The following is a 19674-nucleotide window of genomic DNA, read 5'->3' on the forward strand; positions in this document are numbered from 1 at the left end:
GCATCCAGGCGTCGACAGGTGCGTCTCCACCGTCGGCGCGAGTGTTCGGTAACAGGAGGACACAGATGTCCGAGACCTTGGCCGCCGATGGCGGCGGGCTTTCCCTTACCGGAAGCAATGTCACGTACGTCGTCATCGCCGCGGTCCTCGCGCTGGTGGCGCTCGTCTTCGCCGCCGCTCTGACGAAGACGGTGCTGGCAGCCGGCAAGGGCACCACCAACATGCAGGAGATCTCGGGGGCGGTCCAGGAGGGCGCCTCGGCCTACCTGCTCCGCCAGTTCCGCACGTTGGCGATCTTCGTAGTCGTCGCCGTGGTGCTGCTCTTCCTGCTGCCGGTGCACGACACCGACGGCAGCGAGATGGCCGTGAAGCTCGGCCGCTCGCTCTTCTTCGTCGTGGGCGCCGTGTTCAGCGCGTCCATCGGCGGCGCCGGCATGTGGCTGGCGACCCGCGCGAACCTGCGCGTGGCCGCCGCGGCCCGGGAGCGACAGGGTGGCCGCGAGGCGGCCATGAAGATCGCCTTCCGGACCGGCGGCGTGGTCGGCTTCCTCACCGTCGGCCTCGGCCTCTTCGGCGCCGCGCTCGTCGTCCTGCTCTACCGGGGTGACGCGCCCACGGTGCTGGAGGGCTTCGGCTTCGGCGCCGCGCTGCTCGCGATGTTCATGCGGGTCGGCGGCGGCATCTTCACCAAGGCCGCCGACGTCGGCGCCGACCTGGTCGGCAAGGTCGAGCAGGGCATCCCCGAGGACGACCCGCGCAACGCCGCCACCATCGCCGACAACGTGGGCGACAACGTCGGTGACTGCGCCGGCATGGCCGCCGACCTGTTCGAGTCGTACGCGGTGACGCTCGTCGCCGCGCTGATCCTCGGCCGCGCCGCCTTCGGCGAGGACGGTCTGGTCTTCCCGCTGATCATCTCCACCATCGGTGTGCTGGTGGCCATCGTCGGCGTCTTCATCACGCGGCTGCGCGCCTCCGACCGCAGCGGCCTGACCGCGATCAACAGGGCCTTCTACATCTCGGCCGTGATCTCCGCGGTGCTGGTGGCGATCGCCGCGTACGCGTACCTGCCGGCGACCTTCGCCGAGCTGGAGGGTGGCCTCACCGACGTCGACCGCAACCCGCGACTGGTGGCCATCGGCGCGGTGGTGATCGGCATCGTGCTGGCCGCGGCGATCCAGGCGCTGACCGGGTACTTCACCGAGACCAACCGCCGGCCCGTGCAGGACATCGGCAAGAGCTCGCAGACCGGCGCGGCAACGGTGATCCTGGCCGGCATCAGCATCGGGCTGGAGTCGGCTGTCTACTCGGCGCTGCTGATCGGCGCCGGCGTCTTCGGGGCGTTCCTGCTCGGCGGCAGCTCCATCACGCTGTCGCTGTTCGCGGTGGCGCTGGCCGGCACCGGCCTGCTCACCACTGTCGGCGTCATCGTCGCCATGGACACCTTCGGGCCGATCTCCGACAACGCCCAGGGCGTGGCCGAGATGTCCGGCGACATCGACGAGCACGGCGCGCGCACGCTCACCGAACTGGACGCCGTCGGCAACACCACCAAGGCGATCACCAAGGGCATCGCGATCGCCACCGCGGTGCTGGCGGCGACGGCGCTTTTCGGCTCGTACACGGACACGCTGAAGGCCGCGTACGGGGACGCGAAGGTGGGCAACGTCGAGGCGGAGATCCTCAACGCGCTGAACGTGGCCAACCCGCGCAACCTGGTCGGCCTGATCATCGGTGCGGCTGTCGTCTTCCTCTTCTCCGGGCTGGCCATCAACGCGGTGTCCCGCTCGGCCGGCGCCGTGGTGATGGAGGTTCGCCGGCAGTTCCGTGAGCTGCCCGGCATCATGGACCGCACCCAGCGCCCGGAGTACGGCAAGGTCGTCGACATCTGCACCCGGGACGCGCAGCGCGAGCTGATGACCCCCGGCCTGCTCGCCATCCTGGCGCCGATCGCTGTCGGCTTCGGCCTCGGGCCGGGCGCCCTGGCGGCGTACCTCGCCGGTGCGATCGGTGCCGGCACCCTGATGGCGGTCTTCCTGGCCAACTCCGGTGGCGCGTGGGACAACGCCAAGAAGCTGGTCGAGGACGGCGCGTACGGCGGCAAGGGTTCCGAGGCGCACGCCGCGACGGTCATCGGCGACACCGTCGGTGACCCGTTCAAGGACACCGCCGGCCCGGCGATCAACCCGCTGATCAAGGTGATGAACCTGGTCTCGCTGCTGATCGCGCCCGCCGTGGTGGCGTACAGCGTCGGTGACGACCGCAACGTCGCGCTGCGGGTGGGCATCGCGCTGGTCGCGACGCTGATCATCGTGGCGTCGGTGGTCTTCAGCAAGCGCAAGGGCATCGCGATGGACGACTCCGACGCCGGTGGCAACACCGGTGCGGGCAGCGCCGACCAGCGGCCGGAGACGGTAAACGCCTGAGCGACACCGGCACCGGGGTCCCCGTTCGACGTACCCGTCGGGCGGGGACCCCGGCCATCCGGACCGGTGCCACGCCTGGCCGAAGGCCGTACGCTGCAACGCATGCGTACGTGCCGGGCGTCTGCCGCCGGAAAGCTCACGGTGGTCCTGGCCACGCTCGTCGTCGTCCTCGCCGGCTGCGGCGGCGGGCCCAGCCCGCGGGCCTGGGCGGCGTCGGTCTGCGGCGCGCTCACGCCGTGGCGCTCCGAGATCAGCAAGTTGACAAGCAGCACCGATCAGCAGATGACGGCGCAGACCACTCCGGCGCAGGCCAAGGAGAACCTGGTGCGGCTCTTCGGTGGCGCGGAGCAGGCCAGCGAGACCGCGCGCCGCAAGGTCGAGCAGGCCGGCATCCCGGAGACCGACAACGGCGAGGCCATCTCCGCCGGGTTCCGCGGCTCGCTGAGCAAGATGCGGGACGCCTACGGCCGGGCCCTGGACACCATCGAGGGGTTGGGCACCGGCGAGCCGACAGCTTTCTACGACGGCGTGCGGGCCGCCGTCGAGACGCTCAACAAGGAGTACGACGCCAGCGCTCTGGACACCAGCAAGCTCAACTCCGAGGAGTTGAAACAGGCCTTCGACGAGGTGCCGGAGTGTCGCTGAACGGGCTCGGTGACTCTGCGGCGGCGCAGCCGCTGGAGGCGCTGTTCCCCGCACCCGAGCCCGATCCGCCGGGAGTCGACACCCCGTCGTCGGGCCCGAACGGGCGTCGTGGCGGGCCGGCCCACTCCCCGCCGCCGCGCGATGATCACGCGGGCCGGCAACTGGTCTTCTTCGGCGCGGATGCCGCCGAACCGACGGTCGCCGACCTGGCCGGGCTGCTGGCCGGGCCGGGCGAGGTGGTCCGGATGGGCGGCACGGCCCGACTCGCGATACGGGTGGACGCCGCCTGGCGGGTGCACGTGCTCGTCGCCGAACTGGCGCTGCGCGGCCTGGCCGCGAGCTGGGAGCCGACCGAGGACGAGCGACACACCGTTCGTACGTCGTACACCCGTCTGTTGAAGCCGCTCGCGGTCGCCTGGCTGCACGGCCCGACGAAGCGCCCGCCGGCGGTCTTCCACCTGACCGGCCGGCGGCTGCGGCTCTGGCTCGCCGCCGCCGGGACGCCGGAGCCGCCCAGCGGGTTCCTGCTGCGGCTCGGCGCGGGCGACCAGGAGTCCTGGGACGCGATCGGCGCCGCTCTCGCCGCCGCCGGCCTGGCCGGCACCTTGGTCGGCCCCGACGAGGGCGGCCCAGCGTATCGGATCACCGGCCGGCGCCGGTTGGCGCGACTCGCCGAACTGGTCGGCGGGCCACCGCCGGCGGCGCCAACGGACGCCTGGCCCAGCCGGGCCTGAACCAGGCAATCCGCCCAAGTCGGGAGGGGTGGCCGGCTGTCCGGTGCCGGACAGCCGGCGGGCCGATTCAGAGGAAAACGGGCGGGTCGGGCCTCGGTCGATGGCCCGCCATCGTCACAGTGACCCGCTTCGAGCCCTACTCACGGTGTACGGTGGCGCCGTCCGGCAGTGCCGAGCACGGCGGGGCGGAGTTGACCGCCGCGCCGCAGCGGATTGCCGCCCGCGAAACCCGAAACGCGGACGGCGCGTTACGTTGGACATCCGGACCGCCGGTGCCGCGGCGGGGTCGAGAGCGGTCGCTGTTCCCGGCGCCGGCAGGCCACGAGCAGGAGTGAGGTCGACAGAGACGTGCCGAGCAAAGCTGGAACCACCCGTCTGGTCATCGTCGAGTCACCGGCGAAGGCCAAGACGATCTCGGGCTACCTCGGCCCGGGGTACGTCGTGGAGGCCAGCTTCGGTCACGTCCGCGACCTGCCGCGCAACGCCGCCGACGTGCCGGCGAAGTACAAGGGCGAATCCTGGGCCCGGCTCGGGGTGGACGTGGACAACGGGTTCCACGCGCTCTACGTCGTCTCCGCCGACCGCCGACAGCAGATCAGCAAGCTGGTGAAGCTGTCCAAGGAGGTCGACGAGATCTTCCTGGCGACGGATGAGGACCGCGAGGGCGAGGCGATCGCCTGGCACCTGGTGGAGACGCTCAAGCCCAAGGTGCCGGTCAAGCGGATGGTCTTCCACGAGATCACCAAGCCGGCGATCCAGGCGGCCGTGGCCAACCCCCGGGAGATCGACCGTGATCTGGTCGACGCCCAGGAGGCTCGGCGGATCCTCGACCGCCTCTACGGCTACGAGGTCTCCCCGGTGCTGTGGAAGAAGGTCATGCCGAAGCTCTCGGCCGGCCGGGTGCAGTCCGTGGCGACCCGGATCGTGGTCGAGCGGGAGCGGCAGCGGATGGCCTTCCGCACCGCCGAGTACTGGGACATCCTGGCCACCCTCGCCGTGGTCAACGCCGGTGAGGGGCCGCGCGCCTTCAACGCCACCCTGATCGCGCTCAACGGCGACCGGATCGCCACCGGCAAGGACTTCGAGCCGACCACCGGTCGGGTCCGGGCCGGCGCGGGCGTCGTCCACCTGGACGAGGGCGGTGCCCGCGGGCTCGCGGCCCGTCTGGAGGGCCGGCCGTTCACGGTCACCCGCGTCGAGGAGAAGCCCTACCGCCGCCGCCCGTACGCGCCGTTCATCACCTCGACCCTCCAGCAGGAGGCGGCCCGCAAGCTGCGCCTGTCCTCGCAGCAGACGATGCGCACCGCGCAGCGGCTCTACGAGAACGGTTACATCACCTATATGCGTACCGACTCGGTGAACCTGTCGGAGACCGCCATCTCGGCGGCCCGCCGGCAGATCGTCGAGCTGTACGGCGAGCGCAGCGTGCCGCCGGAGCCGCGTCGCTACACAGGCAAGGTGAAGAACGCGCAGGAGGCGCACGAGGCGATCCGCCCGGCGGGGGACAACTTCCGCACCCCGGGCGAGGTGGCCAAGGAGCTGTCCGCCGAGGAGTTCAAGCTCTACGAGCTGATCTGGCGGCGGACGATCGCCTCGCAGATGACCGACGCGGTCGGCTCCAGCGTGTCGGTGCGCATCCGCGCGGTCTCCACCTCGCAGGAGGAGGCCGACTTCGGCGCGACCGGCAAGACGATCACCGACCCGGGCTTCCTGCGCGCGTACGTCGAGTCCAGCGACGACGAGAACGCCGAGGCCGAGGACGCCGAGCGCCGGCTGCCCACCCTCGTCAAGGACCAGCCGCTGACCGCCGACGAGCTCGCCGCGCAGGGCCACCACACCCAGCCGCCGTCGCGCTACACGGAAGCGTCGCTGGTCAAGGCCCTGGAAGAGCTGGGCATCGGGCGGCCGTCCACCTACGCCTCGATCATGCAGACGATCCAGGACCGGGGGTACGTCACCAAGCGCGGCCAGGCGATGATCCCGACGTTCCTGGCCTTCGCGGTGATCGGGCTGATGGAGCGGCACTACCCGCGTCTGATCGACTATGACTTCACCGCCACGATGGAGAACGAGCTGGACGAGATCGCCGGCGGTGACCACGCCGCTGTCGACTTCCTCACCGCGTTCTACTTCGGCAGCGCCAACGGCGCCGGTGACCAGGACATCGCCCGCTCCGGTGGGCTCAAGAAGCTGGTCACCGAGAACCTCAGCGACATCGACGCGCGCAGCGTCAACTCGATCCCGCTCTTCACCGACGACGACGGCCGAGAGGTAGTGGTCCGGGTCGGCCGGTACGGACCGTACCTCCAGCGTGAGCTGCCCGGCGGCGAGCAGCCGGCGGCGACGGCTGCCGGGGCGGCTTCGGCTTCGACGGGGGCTTCGGCCTCGGGGACGGCTGCGGCTTCGGGTGAGGGTGAGGAGAGCGGCCCCCAGGGCGACCGGGCGCCGATCCCCGAGGGCCTCGCCCCGGACGAGCTGACCCCGGAGAAGGTGCACGAGCTGTTCCTCGGCGGCAGCGGCGAGCGCAAGCTCGGCGACGACCCGGCCACCGGCGAGCCGATCGTGCTGAAGTCCGGCCGCTTCGGCCCGTACGTGTCCAGCGGCGAGCGGAAGTCCTCGCTGCTGCGCTCGCAGACGCCGGACTCGCTCTCCCTGGAGGAGGCGCTGCGGCTGCTCAGCCTGCCCCGGCTGGTGGGCGTCGCGCCCGACGGTGTCGAGGTGTTCGCCAACAACGGTCGCTACGGCCCGTACGTGAAGCAGGGCGAGGAGTTCCGCTCGCTGGAGTCCGAAGAGCAGATGTTCACGGTCACCCTGGACGAGGCGTTGGCCCTGCTGGCCGCCCCGAAGACCCGGGGTCGACGGGCCGCCGCGCCGCCACTGCGGGAGATGGGCGTCGACCCGCTGACCGAGAAGCCGCTGGTGATCAAGGACGGGCGTTTCGGCCCGTACGTCACCGACGGCGAGTTCAACGCGTCCCTGCGGCGCGGGCAGACCCCGGAGGCGTTGAGCCTCGAGGAAGCCTCGGAGATGCTGGCCGACAAGCGTGCCAAGGGTCCGGCGCCGCGCAAGAAGGCGGCGGCGAAGAAGGCGCCCGCGAAGAAGGCCACGGCGGCGAAGAAGGCCACGGCCACCAAGAAGACGGCCGCCGCCAGCAAGTCCACTGCCGCGAAGAAGACGACGACGGCCAAGGCCACCTCCACGGCCGCGAAGAAGGCCCCGGCCAAGAAGGCAACCCCGCGCAAGGCCGCCTCCAGCACCGAGTAACCCGGCTCTCACGAGATCTTGGTACGCGAGCGCCCCCGCAGGGGCCGTTTCGTACCAAGATCTCGGCCAGGCGGGACTGTCAGCCGGGCCAGCCGGCGGCTTCGAGCGCGGTTCGGAGTTGACGGACGACTTCGGCGGCGTCTGCGCGGATCGCCCAGGCGGGGAAGCGAAGAACCCGGTCGCCCTCCATCCACAGGTCGTTCTGCCGGCGCATGTCCGCCCAGGCGGTTCGCGGATCGAGGTGCTGCCCGCCGTCGATCTCCACGTGGACTCGCCACTCGTCGAACCATGCGTCGAGATAGCGGCGGCGCCCGGCGGCATCGCGTCGGACGGCCTGGCGGGACGGCTCGGGCAGCCCGGCGCGACGGACCAGGTCGAGGAATTCGAGCTCGGCCAGTGAGTGTGCGCCGCCGAGGGCGTCCACGGCGGTTCGCCGGATCAACTGTCGACGGTGGGCCTGGGGCATCCGCCCCAGGACGTGGTGCAGGTCGTCGCCGGCGACGAGTCGTTGTTGGAAGCCGGCCGCGATGATGGCCCTCGCCTCGGCGTCGGTGCGCGCCCACTGGGCCGCGTCCACCAGCGACCGGGCAGCTCTGGTGCGGGGCGGTCGCGCCGAGGGGTGGACGTCGACTGCGGGAAGGAGGGTCGTGCGGTGGACGCGTACACCCGGCGGTATCGCACGGATCTGATGCCTCGCCGGCAGGAGCACGTGGATGATCCGGCTGTCGTAGCCGCGCAGTCCGCAGGCGTGAGCGGCCGTCAGGCCACCGAGCAGCGCGGCGGGGCCAGCCGCGAGCAGGGCGATCCACCGGCTCTGCTCTGCAGTGATCGGGCCGTTGTGCGTGATCAGGACCGACCGGTGTGCCCGTCGCCAGCGGCCGCTGGACACCCGGTGGCGGATCGCCTTCGGTGACAGGTGTCGTCGTGCCTGGTCGAGGCTGATGACGGCATCCTGCTGGAACAGCAGCCAGGTCAGCTCGTCGGCGTCGTCGCCGGGCAGCGCCCGCCGCAGCCCGACCCACTCCGAATTCGCCCGCACGGACCCACCCTGCCTCCGCGCCCCCACAGGTGTCCGTCCCTGTGGATACCGCCCGAGATCTTGGTACGCGGGCGCCCCTGGAGGGGCCGTCTCGTACCAAGATCTACGGAACGGGCGAACGTCAGGCGCCGAGGACGTGGGTCAGGTGGGGGTTGGTGAAGACGCGGTCGGGGTCCAGGCGGTCGCGGACCGCCTGGAAGTCGGGGAAGCGGGGGTACGCCGTGGCCAGCGACGCGGCGTCGCGGTAGTGCAGCTTGCCCCAGTGCGGACGACCTCCCAGCCCGGCGGCCACCTCTTCGAACGCCTGGAAGTACGGCTCGTACGGCATGCCGACGTACTGGTGCACGGCTACGTACGCGTTGTCCCGGCCGTAGCCGTGCGACAGCCAGATGTCGTCGGCGGCGGTGAAGCGCACCTCGACCGGGAACAGGACCTTGAACGGCAGCCCGTCCACGATCCGTCGCAGCGCGGTGAGCGCCTCGGGCAGCGCCTCGCGGGGCAGGCCGTACTCCATCTCGACGAAGCGGACCCGGCGCGGGGTGCAGAACACCCGGTCGGAGCGTCCGGTGTACTGCCGTTCGGTGAGCGCGCGGGCGGAGACGGCGCTGATGCCGGGTGCCAGTGCCGGCACGGCCCGGCCGAGGCGGCAGGCACCGGCGAAGACGGTGTTGGACAGGAAGTCGTCGTCCAGCCAGCCGCGCCAGCGGGGCAGTGGCCGGTCGTTGGCGGGCACCCGGTCGTTGGCCTTGATCTGGACCCGGGACGTGTACGGGAACCAGTAGAACTCGACGTGGTCGTGCCGGCCGATCAGCGCGGGCAGTTCGCCGAGCACGTCGGCCAGCTCGGCGGGACGTTCGTGGGCGCGTAGGACGAAGGCGTCCACGCAGCGCAGGGTCACCTCGACCAGGACGCCGAGCGCGCCGAGCGAGACCCGGGCGGCGGCGAAGACGTCGGGGTGTTCGTCGGCGGAGCAGCGCAGCACCTCGCCGGTGCCGGTGACCACTGTGAGGGCCTCGACGAAGGTGGACAGGCAGCCGTAGCCGGCGCCGGTGCCGTGGGTGCCGGTGGAGATCGCGCCGGCGACGGTCTGCGCGTCGATGTCACCCAGGTTGGGTAGTGCGAGGCCGTGCCGGGCGAGCAGCCCGTTGAGCGTGTGCAGGGTCATTCCCGCCGGTACGGTGACGAGTCGGCGCGCGACGTCGACGCTGACGCCGGTGTCCAGGTCGGACAGCTCCATCCGCCTGTCGTCGGCCAGGGCGACAGCGGTGAACGAGTGGCCGCTACCGGTGACGCGGATGCGGCCTCCGGCGGCGGCGGCGGCCCGGACGGCTTCGGCGACGTCGTTCGGCGAGCCGGGGCGCAGGATCGCGGTGGCGCTGCCACGCTGGTTGCCTGCCCAGTTGGACCAGCGGGCGGTGAGCGGTGCGGTGCCGACCATGCGCGCTCCTCGTTCATGAATATGAACTGACTTCATATCAGGAACGTTGTACCTGGTAAATACCGCAATTGCGATCCGCTCGTTGTACCGGTAGTCACGGACTCGTGACGTGGAGATATGTTCATCCGTCGAAGGGGGGTGGCGCCGAGTGTCCACACCAGCCGCCACGACCGGGCCGCTGCGCCGCGTACCGGTGCAGGGTCGAAGTGTTGCGCGGGTCCAGCGCATGTTGGATGCCTGCGCCGAACTCGTCGACGAGGTGGGGTACGAGGGACTGACCACGACCCTGCTCGCCGAGCGGGCCGAAGTGGCGATCGGGTCGGTCTACCAGTTCTTCCCGGACAAGCGGGCGATCGTGCAGGCGTTGACCCTGCGCACGATGGAGTCCTACCTGCAGCGGCTCGACGAGCGCTTCGCCTCCGACGAGATGACCCACTGGTGGGACGGCGTCGACGCGGGCATCGACGAGTACATCACGATGCACCGCACCGTCCCCGGCTTCCGTACCCTGCACTTCGGCGACGTGGTCGACCTGCACCTGCTCGATGAGCAACGGGACAACAACGGCGTGATCGCCGACCAGTTGGCGCGGGTGCTCATCGAGCGCTTCGGGCTGACCGACGTGCCGAAGCTGCGCTTCGTCCTGGAGATCGCGGTGGAGGCGGCCGACGCGCTGATCAAGCTCGCGTTCCGGCGGAAGTCCGACGGCGACGAGCGGGTGCTGCTCGAGGCGAAGGCGCTGATCCGGGAGTACCTGCACCGCCAGGTCGACGGGCGCGACAGCGACCACTCCGCCGCCGAGCAGCAGGCCGAGGTCGTCCAGCACGCCTGAGTGGGCGCCCCGCGCGCCCGTCAGAGGAACGCGTGGCCCTCGCCCCGGTAGGTGGGCACTGTCGCGACTACCGCGTCCCCCTCGACCAGGTGCAGTTCGTTGACCCGTTCGCACAGCTCACCGGCCTTGGCGTGGCGGAACCACACCCGGTCGCCGACGCGCAGGGTGGCCGCCGCCGCGCCGGAGAGCGGTGTCTGCACCTCGCCGGCGCCCTCGGTGCCGACGAGCTTCAGGCCGGCCGGCAGCCACGGTCGGGGCAACCGGCTGTCGGCGGCCTGACCGGAGGCGATCCAACCGCCGCCGAGCACCGTCGCCAGTTCCGGCGTCGGCCGGCGGACCACCGCGCAGGCGAAGAACGCCGCCGGGCTGGGCCGCCAGGCGCGGTACGTGTCGAACAGCGTCGGCCCGTACAGGCCCGATCCCGCGGTGACCTCGGTGACCGCGGGATCGGCGCTCGTCGCCGCCACGCTGCCGGTGCCACCGCCGTTGACGAACTCCAGGTCGGCGTGCTCGCGTACCGCCGCCACCGCCGCGCCCCGGCGGGCCAGCAACTCGCGGTACGACCCGCGCTGGGCCAGCCTGATCGCGCCGGCCAGCAGCGTCCGCCCCGGCGGCGCGTCGCCCAGGCCGGCGATCTGCGCCTCGTACGACATGAGTCCGACCAGCCGGAAGCCGGGCCGGTCCGCGATGGTGGCGGCGAGCGCGCCGGCCGCCCGGGCGCTGTGCACCGGAGAGCGGCGGACGCCGACGTGCACCCCGCGCAGTGGTCGCCAGGAGGCGTCCAGGTCCAGGCAGAGCCGTAGCTCGGCGCGCTGCCCCGGGGCTCGGACGGCGTCGATGAAGTCCAGTTGCCCGATGCTGTCGATCATCAGGGTGATGGCGGCGGCGAGCGTCGGGTCGGTGGCCAGTTCGGCGAGCGCGGCCCGGTCGGCGCTCGGGTACGCGACAAGCACGTCGTCGCTCAGGCCGGCCCGGACCAGCCAGATCGCCTCGGGCAGCGTGAACGCCATCACGCCGTGCCAGCCGGGTCGGGCGAGCGCCCGGCCGATCAGCTCCCGGCTGCGCACCGACTTGCTGGCCAGCCGGATCGGTTTGCCGGCGGCGCGGTCGGCCAGGGCCGCCGAGTTGGCGTCGAAGGCGGTGAGATCCACCACGGCGTACGGGGGGTCGAGATGGGCGGTCGCCCGGTCCAGGCGGTCGCGCAGTTTGTCGCTTTCGATGGGCACGTGTGCACGCTAACTGTCCGGCGGTGAATGCGAAACACCCTCGCGTACGTCCCGGGCTGCGGCCGGTGCCTCCGGCGGCCTAGGCTCAGCGAGCAGGAGAATGTCGCCGGTGGGGCGGCCCCCACCGGGTCTAGAGTGTTGCACCGGGGGTGCCCAGCGATGGGCCGGCACGTGGAGGTACGGCCATCGAAAGCCAGAACAGCGGCGAGTCGCCCGGCGTGTCGCGCGCGGGTGACCAGTCGGGCAACGCCGCCAACCAGTCCAGCTCCGGTCAGGTCGATCCGTCCGGCTACGCCGCGATCCGCTCGGTTCTGCGGATCAGGCCGTTCCGGCGGCTCTGGATCGTGCTCGGCGCGGCCTCCTTCGGCGACTGGCTCGGTCTGCTGGCCACCGCTCTCTTCGCCGCCTCGCAGGTGCAGGGCAGCACCGCCCAGGGCGCCGCGTTCGGCGGGGTGACAGCGATCCGGCTGCTGCCCGCGCTCGTGCTCGGCCCGGTGGCAGGCGTCTTCGCCGACCGGTTCGACAGGCGCTGGACGATGGTCATCTGTGACCTGCTGCGCTTCGTGCTCTTCGCGTCCATTCCGCTCTACGCCCTCTCCGGCGCCGCGGGCGGCCTGGTGGTCGGCTGGGCGCTCATCGCCACCTTCCTGATCGAGTCGATCACCCTGCTCTGGATCCCGGCCAAGGAGGCCGCGGTCCCCAACCTCATCCCGCGGGCCCGGCTGGAGGCGGCCAACCAGCTCACCCTGATCACCACGTACGGGCTCACCCCGATCGCCGCAGCCGTCGGCCTGGCCGTGCTCGACCGTGGCGTCCGCGGTGCCGTCGGCGGCGACCTGCCCTCCTGGGCCGAGCCGGCCCAGCTCGCGCTCTGGATCAACTCGCTGTCCCGGCTCGCCACGGCACTGGTGGTGGCCTTCGGGATCAAGGAGATCAGCGAGGCGCAACGCGGTGAGGTCGAGCGCGCCGAACAGAGCATGTTCCGGCAGTTCTCCGAGGGTTGGAAATACATCGGCAAGACCCCGCTGGTGCGTGGCCTGGTGCTGGGCATCTTCGGCGCGTTCGCCGGTGGCGGCATCGTGGTCGGCACGGCCAAGTTCTTCGCCAACTCGCTCGGCGCCGGCGACGCCGCGTTCTCGCTGCTCTTCGGCGCCATGTTCGCCGGTCTGGCCCTCGGCATCGGTCTCGGCCCGATGATCGTCAAGGACATGTCCCGGCGTCGGTGGTTCGGCATGAGCATCGTGCTGGCCAGCGCCGCCGTGATGACCCTCGCCTTCGCCATCCACCTGTCGATGGCGATCGTCGGCGCGGTCCTGGTCGGCGCCGGCGCCGGGATGGCCTTCCTGGCCGGCACCACGCTGCTGGGCGGCGAGGTGGCCGACGAGGTGCGCGGCCGGGTCTTCGCTGTGGTGCAGATCGGCACCCGGCTGGTGCTGATCCTGGCCATCGGTCTGAGCAGCGTGCTGGTAGGCGTCGGCGGCTCCCGCAAGCTGACAATCGCCGACCTCGGCATCTCCGTCTCCTCCACCCGACTGCTGCTTCTCGCGGCCGGTGCCGCAGGCATCTTCGCCGGGATCAGCGCATTCGGCCAGATGGACGACAAGAAGGGCGTCCCCGTCCTCGCCGACCTCTGGGGCTCGATCCGTGGTCGCCCGCTGATGCCCTCCGAGCCGTTCGTCTCCGCCGGGCTCTTCGTGGTGTTCGAGGGCGGCGAGGGCGCCGGCAAGTCCACCCAGCTCGCCGCGCTCGCCGAGCGGCTGCGCAGCCAGGGGCGGGACGTCCTGGTCACCCGGGAGCCGGGGGCCACGACAGTCGGTAAGCGGATCCGGTCCCTGGTGCTGGACACCTCCGGCGACGACGCTCCCTCCCCGCGCGCCGAGGCGCTGCTCTACGCCGCCGACCGGGCGCACCATGTCGCCGCCGTGGTCCGGCCCGCGCTGGTCCGCGGTGATGTGGTGATCAGCGACCGGTACGTCGACTCGTCTCTGGCTTACCAGGGCGCGGGGCGGACGCTCCCGGTCGACGAGGTCTCCTGGCTCTCCTCCTGGGCCACCGGCGGGCTCAAGCCGGACCTGGTGGTGCTGCTCGACGTCGAGCCGCGGACCGGCCTGTCCCGGGTCGCCTCGCGCAACGCGGGCGCCGACCGGTTGGAAGCCGAGTCGATCGCCTTCCACGAGCGCGTCCGCTACGCCTTCCTGGATCTGGCCGCCGCCGACCCGAAGCGCTACCTGGTGCTCGACGCGTCCCGGCCGGCCGACGAGATCACCGGGCTGGTGGTCCGGCGCGTGCAGGAGATGCTGGGCAAGCCGGGCGGCATCGTGCACCCCCGTCCCGCGCAGGGCCCGGACACGTCGGTGCAGCCGGAGTTATCCGACGCGGAGCTGGTGATGATGGAGCACAAGACCTGATGCCTGACGTCTTCGCCGACCTGGTCGGTCAGGACGAGGCGGTAGCCGAACTGCGCCGGGCCGCCGCCGCGGCGGCAGCCGTGCTGCGCGCCGGTGCGGCCGACCGGGCGCCCGCGCTGATCGCCGCAGGCCCGGCCAGCCCTGCCGAGGCCGGTGACACCGAACCCGGCGCGCTGGATCCGTCGACCGGGATGACGCACGCCTGGATCTTCACCGGGCCGCCCGGCTCCGGCCGTTCGGTCGCCGCCCGCGCCTTCGCCGCCGCCCTGCAGTGCACGTACGGCACCGGCTGCGGCGAGTGCCCCGGCTGTCACACCACGATGGGCGGCACCAACGCCGACGTCCGGATGGTGGTGCCGGAGGGGCTCTCCATAGGCGTCGGCGAGATGCGCGCGCTGGTGCTGCGCGCGGCCAGCACCCCGTCCGGCGGGCGCTGGCAGGTGGTGGTCATCGAGGATGCCGACCGGCTCACCGAGGCGGCAAGCAACGCGCTCCTCAAGGCTGTCGAGGAGCCGCCGCCGCGTACGGTCTTCCTGCTCTGCGCCCCCTCCACCCACCCCGACGACATCTCGGTGACCATCCGGTCGCGCTGTCGCGTCGTACCCCTGCGGCAGCCGCCGGCCGCGGCGGTGGCCGAGGTGCTGGTCCGTCGGGACGGCATCGCGCCCGACGTGGCGCAGTGGGCGGCGGCGGCCGCGCAGGGCCACGTGGGTCGGGCCCGCCGGTTGGCCCGCGACCCGGAGGCGCGCAAGCGGCGTGAGGCGGTGCTCGCCGTGCCACGACGGTTGACAGGCGTCGGTGCGGCGTTCGACGCGGCGTCCGCGCTGATCGAGGCGGCCGAGGCGGAGGCCGAGGCGTCGGTGTCCGAGGCCGACGCGACCGAACGGTCCGCGCTGGAGACCGCGCTCGGCGCGGGCGGCACCGGCCGGGGCGCGGCCGGCGCGATCCGCGGTGCCGCCGGGCAGCTCAAGGAGCTGGAGAAGCGGCAGAAGTCGCGGGCCACCCGGGCCCAGCGGGACGCGCTGGACCGGGCGCTCGTCGACCTGGCCGGCTTCTACCGGGACGCGCTCACCATGGCGCTGCGAGCCCCGATCGACCCGGTGCACACCGACACCGCCGCGCTCGCCGGCGCGGGGGCCCAGAAGTGGGACGCCGAGGGGTCGCTGCGCCGGCTGGAGGCCGTCCTCGCCTGCCGGACGGCGATCGAGGCGAACGTCAAGCCACGGATCGCGGTCGAGGCGATGATGCTCGCCCTCTGGAAGGGCTGACCCGCAGCTCCAGCCGGTTGTCCACAGCCATCGACACGCGCGATTGCTGTGCGGTACGGTCCGGTGTGCCGTGGTGACGGTGGCGGCACGCTCAGTGAGGGCCCATCCGGGAGGAGCCGCCGATGCCGCGGGGGGAGATCGACGAGGCCTGGATCGAGGAGGCGGTGCGGCGCTACCGCCGCATCGAATCGCTGCAGGCCGAGTTCGACCAGGCCGTGTCGACAGTCGAGGTCACCGTCCGGTCGCCGGACGGGTTGGTCGAGGTGGTGGTCACCGCCGGGGGGCGGATCACCGACGTCCGGTTCCTCGGGCCGCTGCACACCCGCAGCCCACGGGACGTGGCCGGCTCGGTGCAGGCCGCCGTCACCGCGGCCGCCGACGCCGCCGAGTGGGCCCGGGAGAAGCTGCACAACGAGACGTTCGCCGCCTACCGACCGCTCGCGGGGGCCTGACATGGACGCACTGCGCGCGCTCTCCGCCCGGCTCGACGAGGCGAGCGCCACGCTCACCACCCTGTCCCACACGGTCACCGCCAGCGACCCGGCCCAGGCGGCGTTCGGTACGGACGCCCCGGGCCGCCCCGGCGAGATCGGTCGCGCGCTGCACCGACAGTGGACCGCCGCCACCGACGACCGGGCCCGCGAGGCGCGAGCCGCCGCCGGTCGGCTCGCCGCCGCCGCCTCGGCGATCCGCGAGGCCGCCGACCGGTACGCCGAGGTCGACCGCGCCGCCCGCCGCCGGATCATCGGAGAGCCGTGATGGACCCACTGGACCGGCTCGCCGAACCGGGCCTCGACCTGCTCCACCGGGTGGACGCGTTGCTCGCGGCCGGCGTCCCCGAGGGGCACCGGGTCTGGCCTCTGCTGCGCCGGATGCAGGTGCTGCCGGGTGACGCCGTCCGTGGTTTCCTCGACCTCCACCCGGCGCCGCTCGCCAGCGCCGGGCACGCCGTCCGCCGGCTCGTCCGGGGGTACGACGACGTCGGCGCCGCGCTCACCGACCCGGTGCTCTGGTCCGGCCCGGCCGCCTCGGCGTACGGGCAGGAGCGCGCGGCGCTGCTGCGTCATCTCGACGAGGGCCCGGAGAGCCTGGTTGGCCGACTGGACTCCACCGCCGGGTACGCGGACGCGCTCGCCGACTGGGTGGAGGGCAGTCGACTCGCCCTGGCTCGCACGATCGCCGACGTGCTGCGCTCGGCCGAGGCGGTGGCCGTTGTCGCCGCCACCGCCGCGGGCCCGCCGGCCCGCTTGACGCCTGTCGGTCCGGGTGTCGCCGACGCGGCCGAGATCGCGGCGCGGGTGCTGGCGGTGCTGTGCGTCGCGTACGACGGGGCCGAGACACTGCTGCGCCAGTGGGCGCCGAGCCTGGCCGAGTCCACCTGGCGGTCGCCGCTGGACGGCCGTCCCCGCTACGACCAGCCCACCCGGGTCGGCTGGTAGCCGGTCGCCGCGTTCCCGGACAGGCCACGGCGTCGCTCGCGGGCGCCCGAGCAGAGTCGACGCCCACGGCGACGCCGTGGTCTTCCCCCTGCACCCCCCGCAGGTCTGCCTCCACTCAACGCCGCCGGGCTGCGTTTGTCCCCCACCCGCGGCCGGATTCAACCGTCCGGGCGAGGGTCATCGGCACGACGGGTGGCCCGGCAATCGGTCGAGTCGACGGTCATGGATGGCAGTGGAGTGATTGGCCGCTGCGTCGTTGGCGGTGCTGCGTCGTAAGGTGGGGGGATGGGCATGCTCTGCGCGGTCAGCTTCAACCGGTACGGGCGCCTCTACTACCTCGACCCGGGCGAGTTGCGTCCGCAGGTGGGTGACCGGGTGCTCGTGCCGACGGACGACGGGCCGGAGGTGGCCGAGTGCGTCTGGGCCGCCCAGTGGGTGACCGAGGAGACCGAGGGCTTCCCCCGGCTGGTCGGGCTGGCCGGCGACGACGACCTGCGCCGGGACGAGTCGCTGCGCCGTCGCAAGGCCGAGGCGAAGGTGGCGGCGAAGCGGCTGATCCGCGCACACGGTCTCCCGATGAAGGTGGTGGCCGTCGACCACGTGCTCGGCTCCGCCGACGGCGGCGGCGAGCGCAGCACCGTCTACTTCACCGCCCCGCACCGGGTGGACTTCCGTTCCCTGGTCCGCGACCTGGGCGCCACCCTGCACTGCCGGGTCGAGTTGCGGCAGCTCTCGGCACGGGACTCGGCCCGCGTCCAGGGCGGCATCGGCTCGTGTGGTCGGGACCTGTGCTGCGCGACGTTCCTCACCGACTTCGAGCCGGTGACCATCCGGATGGCCAAGGACCAGGATCTGCCGCTGAACCCGCTGCGCATCTCCGGGGCGTGTGGCCGGTTGATGTGCTGCCTGAAGTACGAGCACCCGCTCTACCAGCGCTTCCAGGCGACCGCGCCGGCCGTCGGCAGCCGTGTCTCCACCCCGGAGGGCGAGGGTCGTGTGGTCGGCCACAGCGTGCCGAGGGACGCGGTGACCGTCCGCCTGGACGCCGACGGTTCCCGCTGCTCCTGCTCCCGCGCCTCCGTCTGCGCACCCCGTCAAGCCCACGACCAGCACTACACCCCCTAACCCCCAGTCCCCAACACGGTTAGGGGAGGGTTATGGGGGGTTCCGTTAGGTGGGGGGTTAGCGGGGTTTTCGGGGTCAGCCAGCTTGCGGCGGGGGAGTCGTCGGGGTTCACCTGCCAGTCGCGGGAGACCCGGTCCACCCCGATCGGATAGACGGTGAGCGTGCCGTCCGGGTCGATGCGCAACCGCAGGAACGACTTGGAGTCCTCGATGCCCTGCCCGGCGAACAGTTCGTTGACGTTCACGCCGAACGAACCGGCGACCAGCAGGTACGCCGCCACCAGTTGGCTCGCCGCCAGGCCGATGACCGGGCCGTACAGCACCGCCGCGGCGGCCGCCGGCAGCGGCCACGGCCAGTCGTAGAACGGCAGCGCCAACCAGATCCACGTGCCACCGGCGGCGAGCGCCACCTGGGCCACGCCGTGGCTGACGCCGAGAATCCAGTGCCGCGCATGCCGCTTGCCGCTGGCGCTGGGCGGCTTGGCGAACAGGACCGCCGCCACCACCGTCACGAGCACCATCAGCACCAGCGGGACGCTGAACAGTCGCTGGTCGGTGCTGTCGGCCCAGTTCGCCGTCGCTCCCGCCATGGCCAGCATCAGCAGGGTGTGCAGGGTGCCGAGCAGGGTGGTGAAGCCCGGATTGCGGAACGGCAGCCGGGCGAAGATGCCCCAGCCGTAGCGCCGGGAGCGGGCCGCGTCCGGATAGCGGGCCACCAGGTCGTACGGCTGGGTGCGGCTGGCCCGTCGGGCCAGGGTGTCCCGGGGTGGCACCTCGATGCGTTCCGGCAGCTTGTGGGTGGGATACAGATACGCCCCACCACCCCCGCAGGTGATCAACTGTCGGCCCGGGCCGGCATAGCGGGCGTAGTGGTGCAGGTCGCCGGAGAGCAGCAGCCGCACCTGCGCCCCGGTCGGGTCGATGATGGTCCGGACGAAGTAGTCGATCGAGTCGTACGCCGTCGGGTCGTCGGCGGCCTTGACCCACGTCGGCGACGGCGCCGCGATGATCACCTTCGACTCCGGGGTGAGCCGCCGGGCCACCTCGTCGAAGTAGGCCAACTGCGGGTCGTCCAGGTAGGAGCCGGACTGGTCGTCCACACCCAGCAGCCACCAACCGGCCGGCAACTCCACCGCGAAGTACGACCGCGACTGCCCGGTGCGCCAGCCGGCGAAGTTACGGTCCCGGGAACGGACGAACAAGCGCAGGAAAGCGGTAAGGCCGTCGTACCAGTCATGGTTGCCCGGCACCGCGAACAGCGTTGGACGGTCGGGCGGGGTCGCCGGCAGCGCGGCCTGGTAGGGCCCCTTGCACCGGTTCTCGTACTCCGCGTAGGCCGCCGACGGGTACACCTGGTCCCCGCCCATCACCAGGGTCTGCGCGCGGGGCAGCCGGTGCCCGTCCACGGTCAGCTCCGGCTGCGCCAGCAGGTACGCGACGGAGTAGGTGGCGTGGAAGCCGTCACCCAGGTCGGCCACGTAGTCGAGCCACAGCCCGCCGTCCGGCCCCGCCTGGCGGAAGATGTCGTCGCCGAAGGCGTTCTGCAACTCACGCTTGTCCAGGTACGCGCCGAAGAGGATCGCCAGCAGCGTCCGGATGCCGGTGCTGATCAACAGGAACGGGGCCAGCCAGGGCACCGGCTTGCGGGGGGTGAAGCCCAGCTCCAGCGGATCGGTGGAGCGCGGCCGGCGAGGGGCCCGCTCCCCGTCGGGCTCGCCCGCCGGGGTCTGGTGATCGTCGCGTTCGTCACTCACCCGCCGCAGCGTAGTACCGGTCCCGCCGAGGCGCTGTCCGGTAATCCGCCAGATGACGGTTGTTGTCCGGTTGGTGC

Annotated in this window: 15 protein-coding genes; 11 read left to right on the forward strand and 4 right to left on the reverse strand. The window is 72.2% G+C overall.

The genetic code is table 11. The annotated features are described in order from the left end of the window. Positions 1-65 precede the first annotated feature (65 nt). From ACLQ26_RS15160 to topA, 4 genes are all read left to right on the forward strand, one after another. Positions 66-2426, forward strand: a complete 2361-nt coding sequence (locus ACLQ26_RS15160; RefSeq protein ID WP_425744997.1) for a sodium-translocating pyrophosphatase — start codon at positions 66-68, stop codon at positions 2424-2426. Between the two features lie 102 nt (positions 2427-2528). Then, complete coding sequence (locus ACLQ26_RS15165) at positions 2529-3071, forward strand: hypothetical protein (RefSeq protein ID WP_425744998.1); 543 nt, start codon at positions 2529-2531, stop codon at positions 3069-3071. After that, positions 3062-3805 (forward strand): hypothetical protein, encoded by a 744-nt coding sequence (locus ACLQ26_RS15170; protein WP_425744999.1) that lies wholly within the window; start codon positions 3062-3064, stop codon positions 3803-3805. Before ACLQ26_RS15165 ends, ACLQ26_RS15170 begins: the two co-directional genes overlap by 10 nt. A 348-nt stretch (positions 3806-4153) precedes the next feature. After that, positions 4154-7069 carry a type I DNA topoisomerase gene (topA, locus tag ACLQ26_RS15175; RefSeq protein WP_425745000.1) on the forward strand — a complete coding sequence of 972 codons (2916 nt, stop codon included), beginning with the start codon at positions 4154-4156 and terminating at the stop codon, positions 7067-7069. Positions 7070-7148: 79 nt separating this feature from the next. On the opposite strand, the gene ACLQ26_RS15180 is transcribed toward topA, so the two are convergent. After that, on the reverse strand, positions 7149-8108 hold the full coding sequence (locus ACLQ26_RS15180; RefSeq protein WP_425745001.1) for a DUF559 domain-containing protein: 960 nt from the start codon (positions 8106-8108) through the stop codon (positions 7149-7151). Between the two features lie 121 nt (positions 8109-8229). After that, complete coding sequence (locus tag ACLQ26_RS15185; RefSeq protein ID WP_425745002.1) at positions 8230-9546, reverse strand: D-arabinono-1,4-lactone oxidase; 1317 nt, start codon at positions 9544-9546, stop codon at positions 8230-8232. A gap of 226 nt (positions 9547-9772) precedes the next feature. On the opposite strand from ACLQ26_RS15185, the gene ACLQ26_RS15190 reads away from it, so the two are divergent. Continuing rightward, positions 9773-10378 carry a TetR family transcriptional regulator gene (locus ACLQ26_RS15190; protein ID WP_393291246.1) on the forward strand — a complete coding sequence of 202 codons (606 nt, stop codon included), beginning with the start codon at positions 9773-9775 and terminating at the stop codon, positions 10376-10378. A 20-nt stretch (positions 10379-10398) separates the two neighbouring features. On the opposite strand, the gene ACLQ26_RS15195 is transcribed toward ACLQ26_RS15190, so the two are convergent. After that, the gene (locus ACLQ26_RS15195; RefSeq protein WP_425745003.1) at positions 10399-11604 is read right to left on the reverse strand and encodes an amino acid deaminase/aldolase; all 1206 of its coding nucleotides are present in this window, start codon (positions 11602-11604) and stop codon (positions 10399-10401) included. A gap of 317 nt (positions 11605-11921) precedes the next feature. Between ACLQ26_RS15195 and tmk the strand changes: the two genes are divergently transcribed. The 6 genes from tmk (at position 11922) to ACLQ26_RS15225 (ending at position 17844) form a co-directional block, all read left to right on the forward strand. Next, positions 11922-14012, forward strand: a complete 2091-nt coding sequence (gene tmk / locus ACLQ26_RS15200) for a dTMP kinase (RefSeq protein ID WP_425745187.1) — start codon at positions 11922-11924, stop codon at positions 14010-14012. Beyond that, a complete protein-coding gene (locus tag ACLQ26_RS15205) occupies positions 14012-15280 on the forward strand; it encodes a DNA polymerase III subunit delta' (RefSeq protein WP_425745004.1) in 1269 nt (422 codons plus the stop codon). The genes tmk and ACLQ26_RS15205 overlap by 1 nt, the downstream gene beginning before the upstream one ends. A 122-nt stretch (positions 15281-15402) precedes the next feature. Further along, complete coding sequence (locus ACLQ26_RS15210) at positions 15403-15732, forward strand: YbaB/EbfC family nucleoid-associated protein (RefSeq protein WP_007454690.1); 330 nt, start codon at positions 15403-15405, stop codon at positions 15730-15732. A 1-nt stretch (position 15733) separates the two neighbouring features. Continuing rightward, positions 15734-16039, forward strand: coding sequence for a hypothetical protein (locus ACLQ26_RS15215; RefSeq protein ID WP_363687826.1), 306 nt, complete (start codon positions 15734-15736; stop codon positions 16037-16039). After that, positions 16039-16719 carry a hypothetical protein gene (locus tag ACLQ26_RS15220; RefSeq protein WP_425745005.1) on the forward strand — a complete coding sequence of 227 codons (681 nt, stop codon included), beginning with the start codon at positions 16039-16041 and terminating at the stop codon, positions 16717-16719. The genes ACLQ26_RS15215 and ACLQ26_RS15220 overlap by 1 nt, the downstream gene beginning before the upstream one ends. Before the next feature lie 285 nt (positions 16720-17004). After that, a complete protein-coding gene (locus ACLQ26_RS15225) occupies positions 17005-17844 on the forward strand; it encodes a PSP1 domain-containing protein (protein ID WP_425745006.1) in 840 nt (279 codons plus the stop codon). 19 nt (positions 17845-17863) lie between these two features. Here ACLQ26_RS15225 and ACLQ26_RS15230 read toward each other — a convergent pair whose 3' ends face one another. Continuing rightward, positions 17864-19597 (reverse strand): metallophosphoesterase family protein, encoded by a 1734-nt coding sequence (locus ACLQ26_RS15230; protein WP_425745007.1) that lies wholly within the window; start codon positions 19595-19597, stop codon positions 17864-17866. Positions 19598-19674: the final 77 nt, after the last annotated feature.

Origin of the sequence: Micromonospora sp. DT43, from assembly GCF_049841645.1 — a bacterium.
GTDB lineage: Bacteria > Actinomycetota > Actinomycetes > Mycobacteriales > Micromonosporaceae > Micromonospora.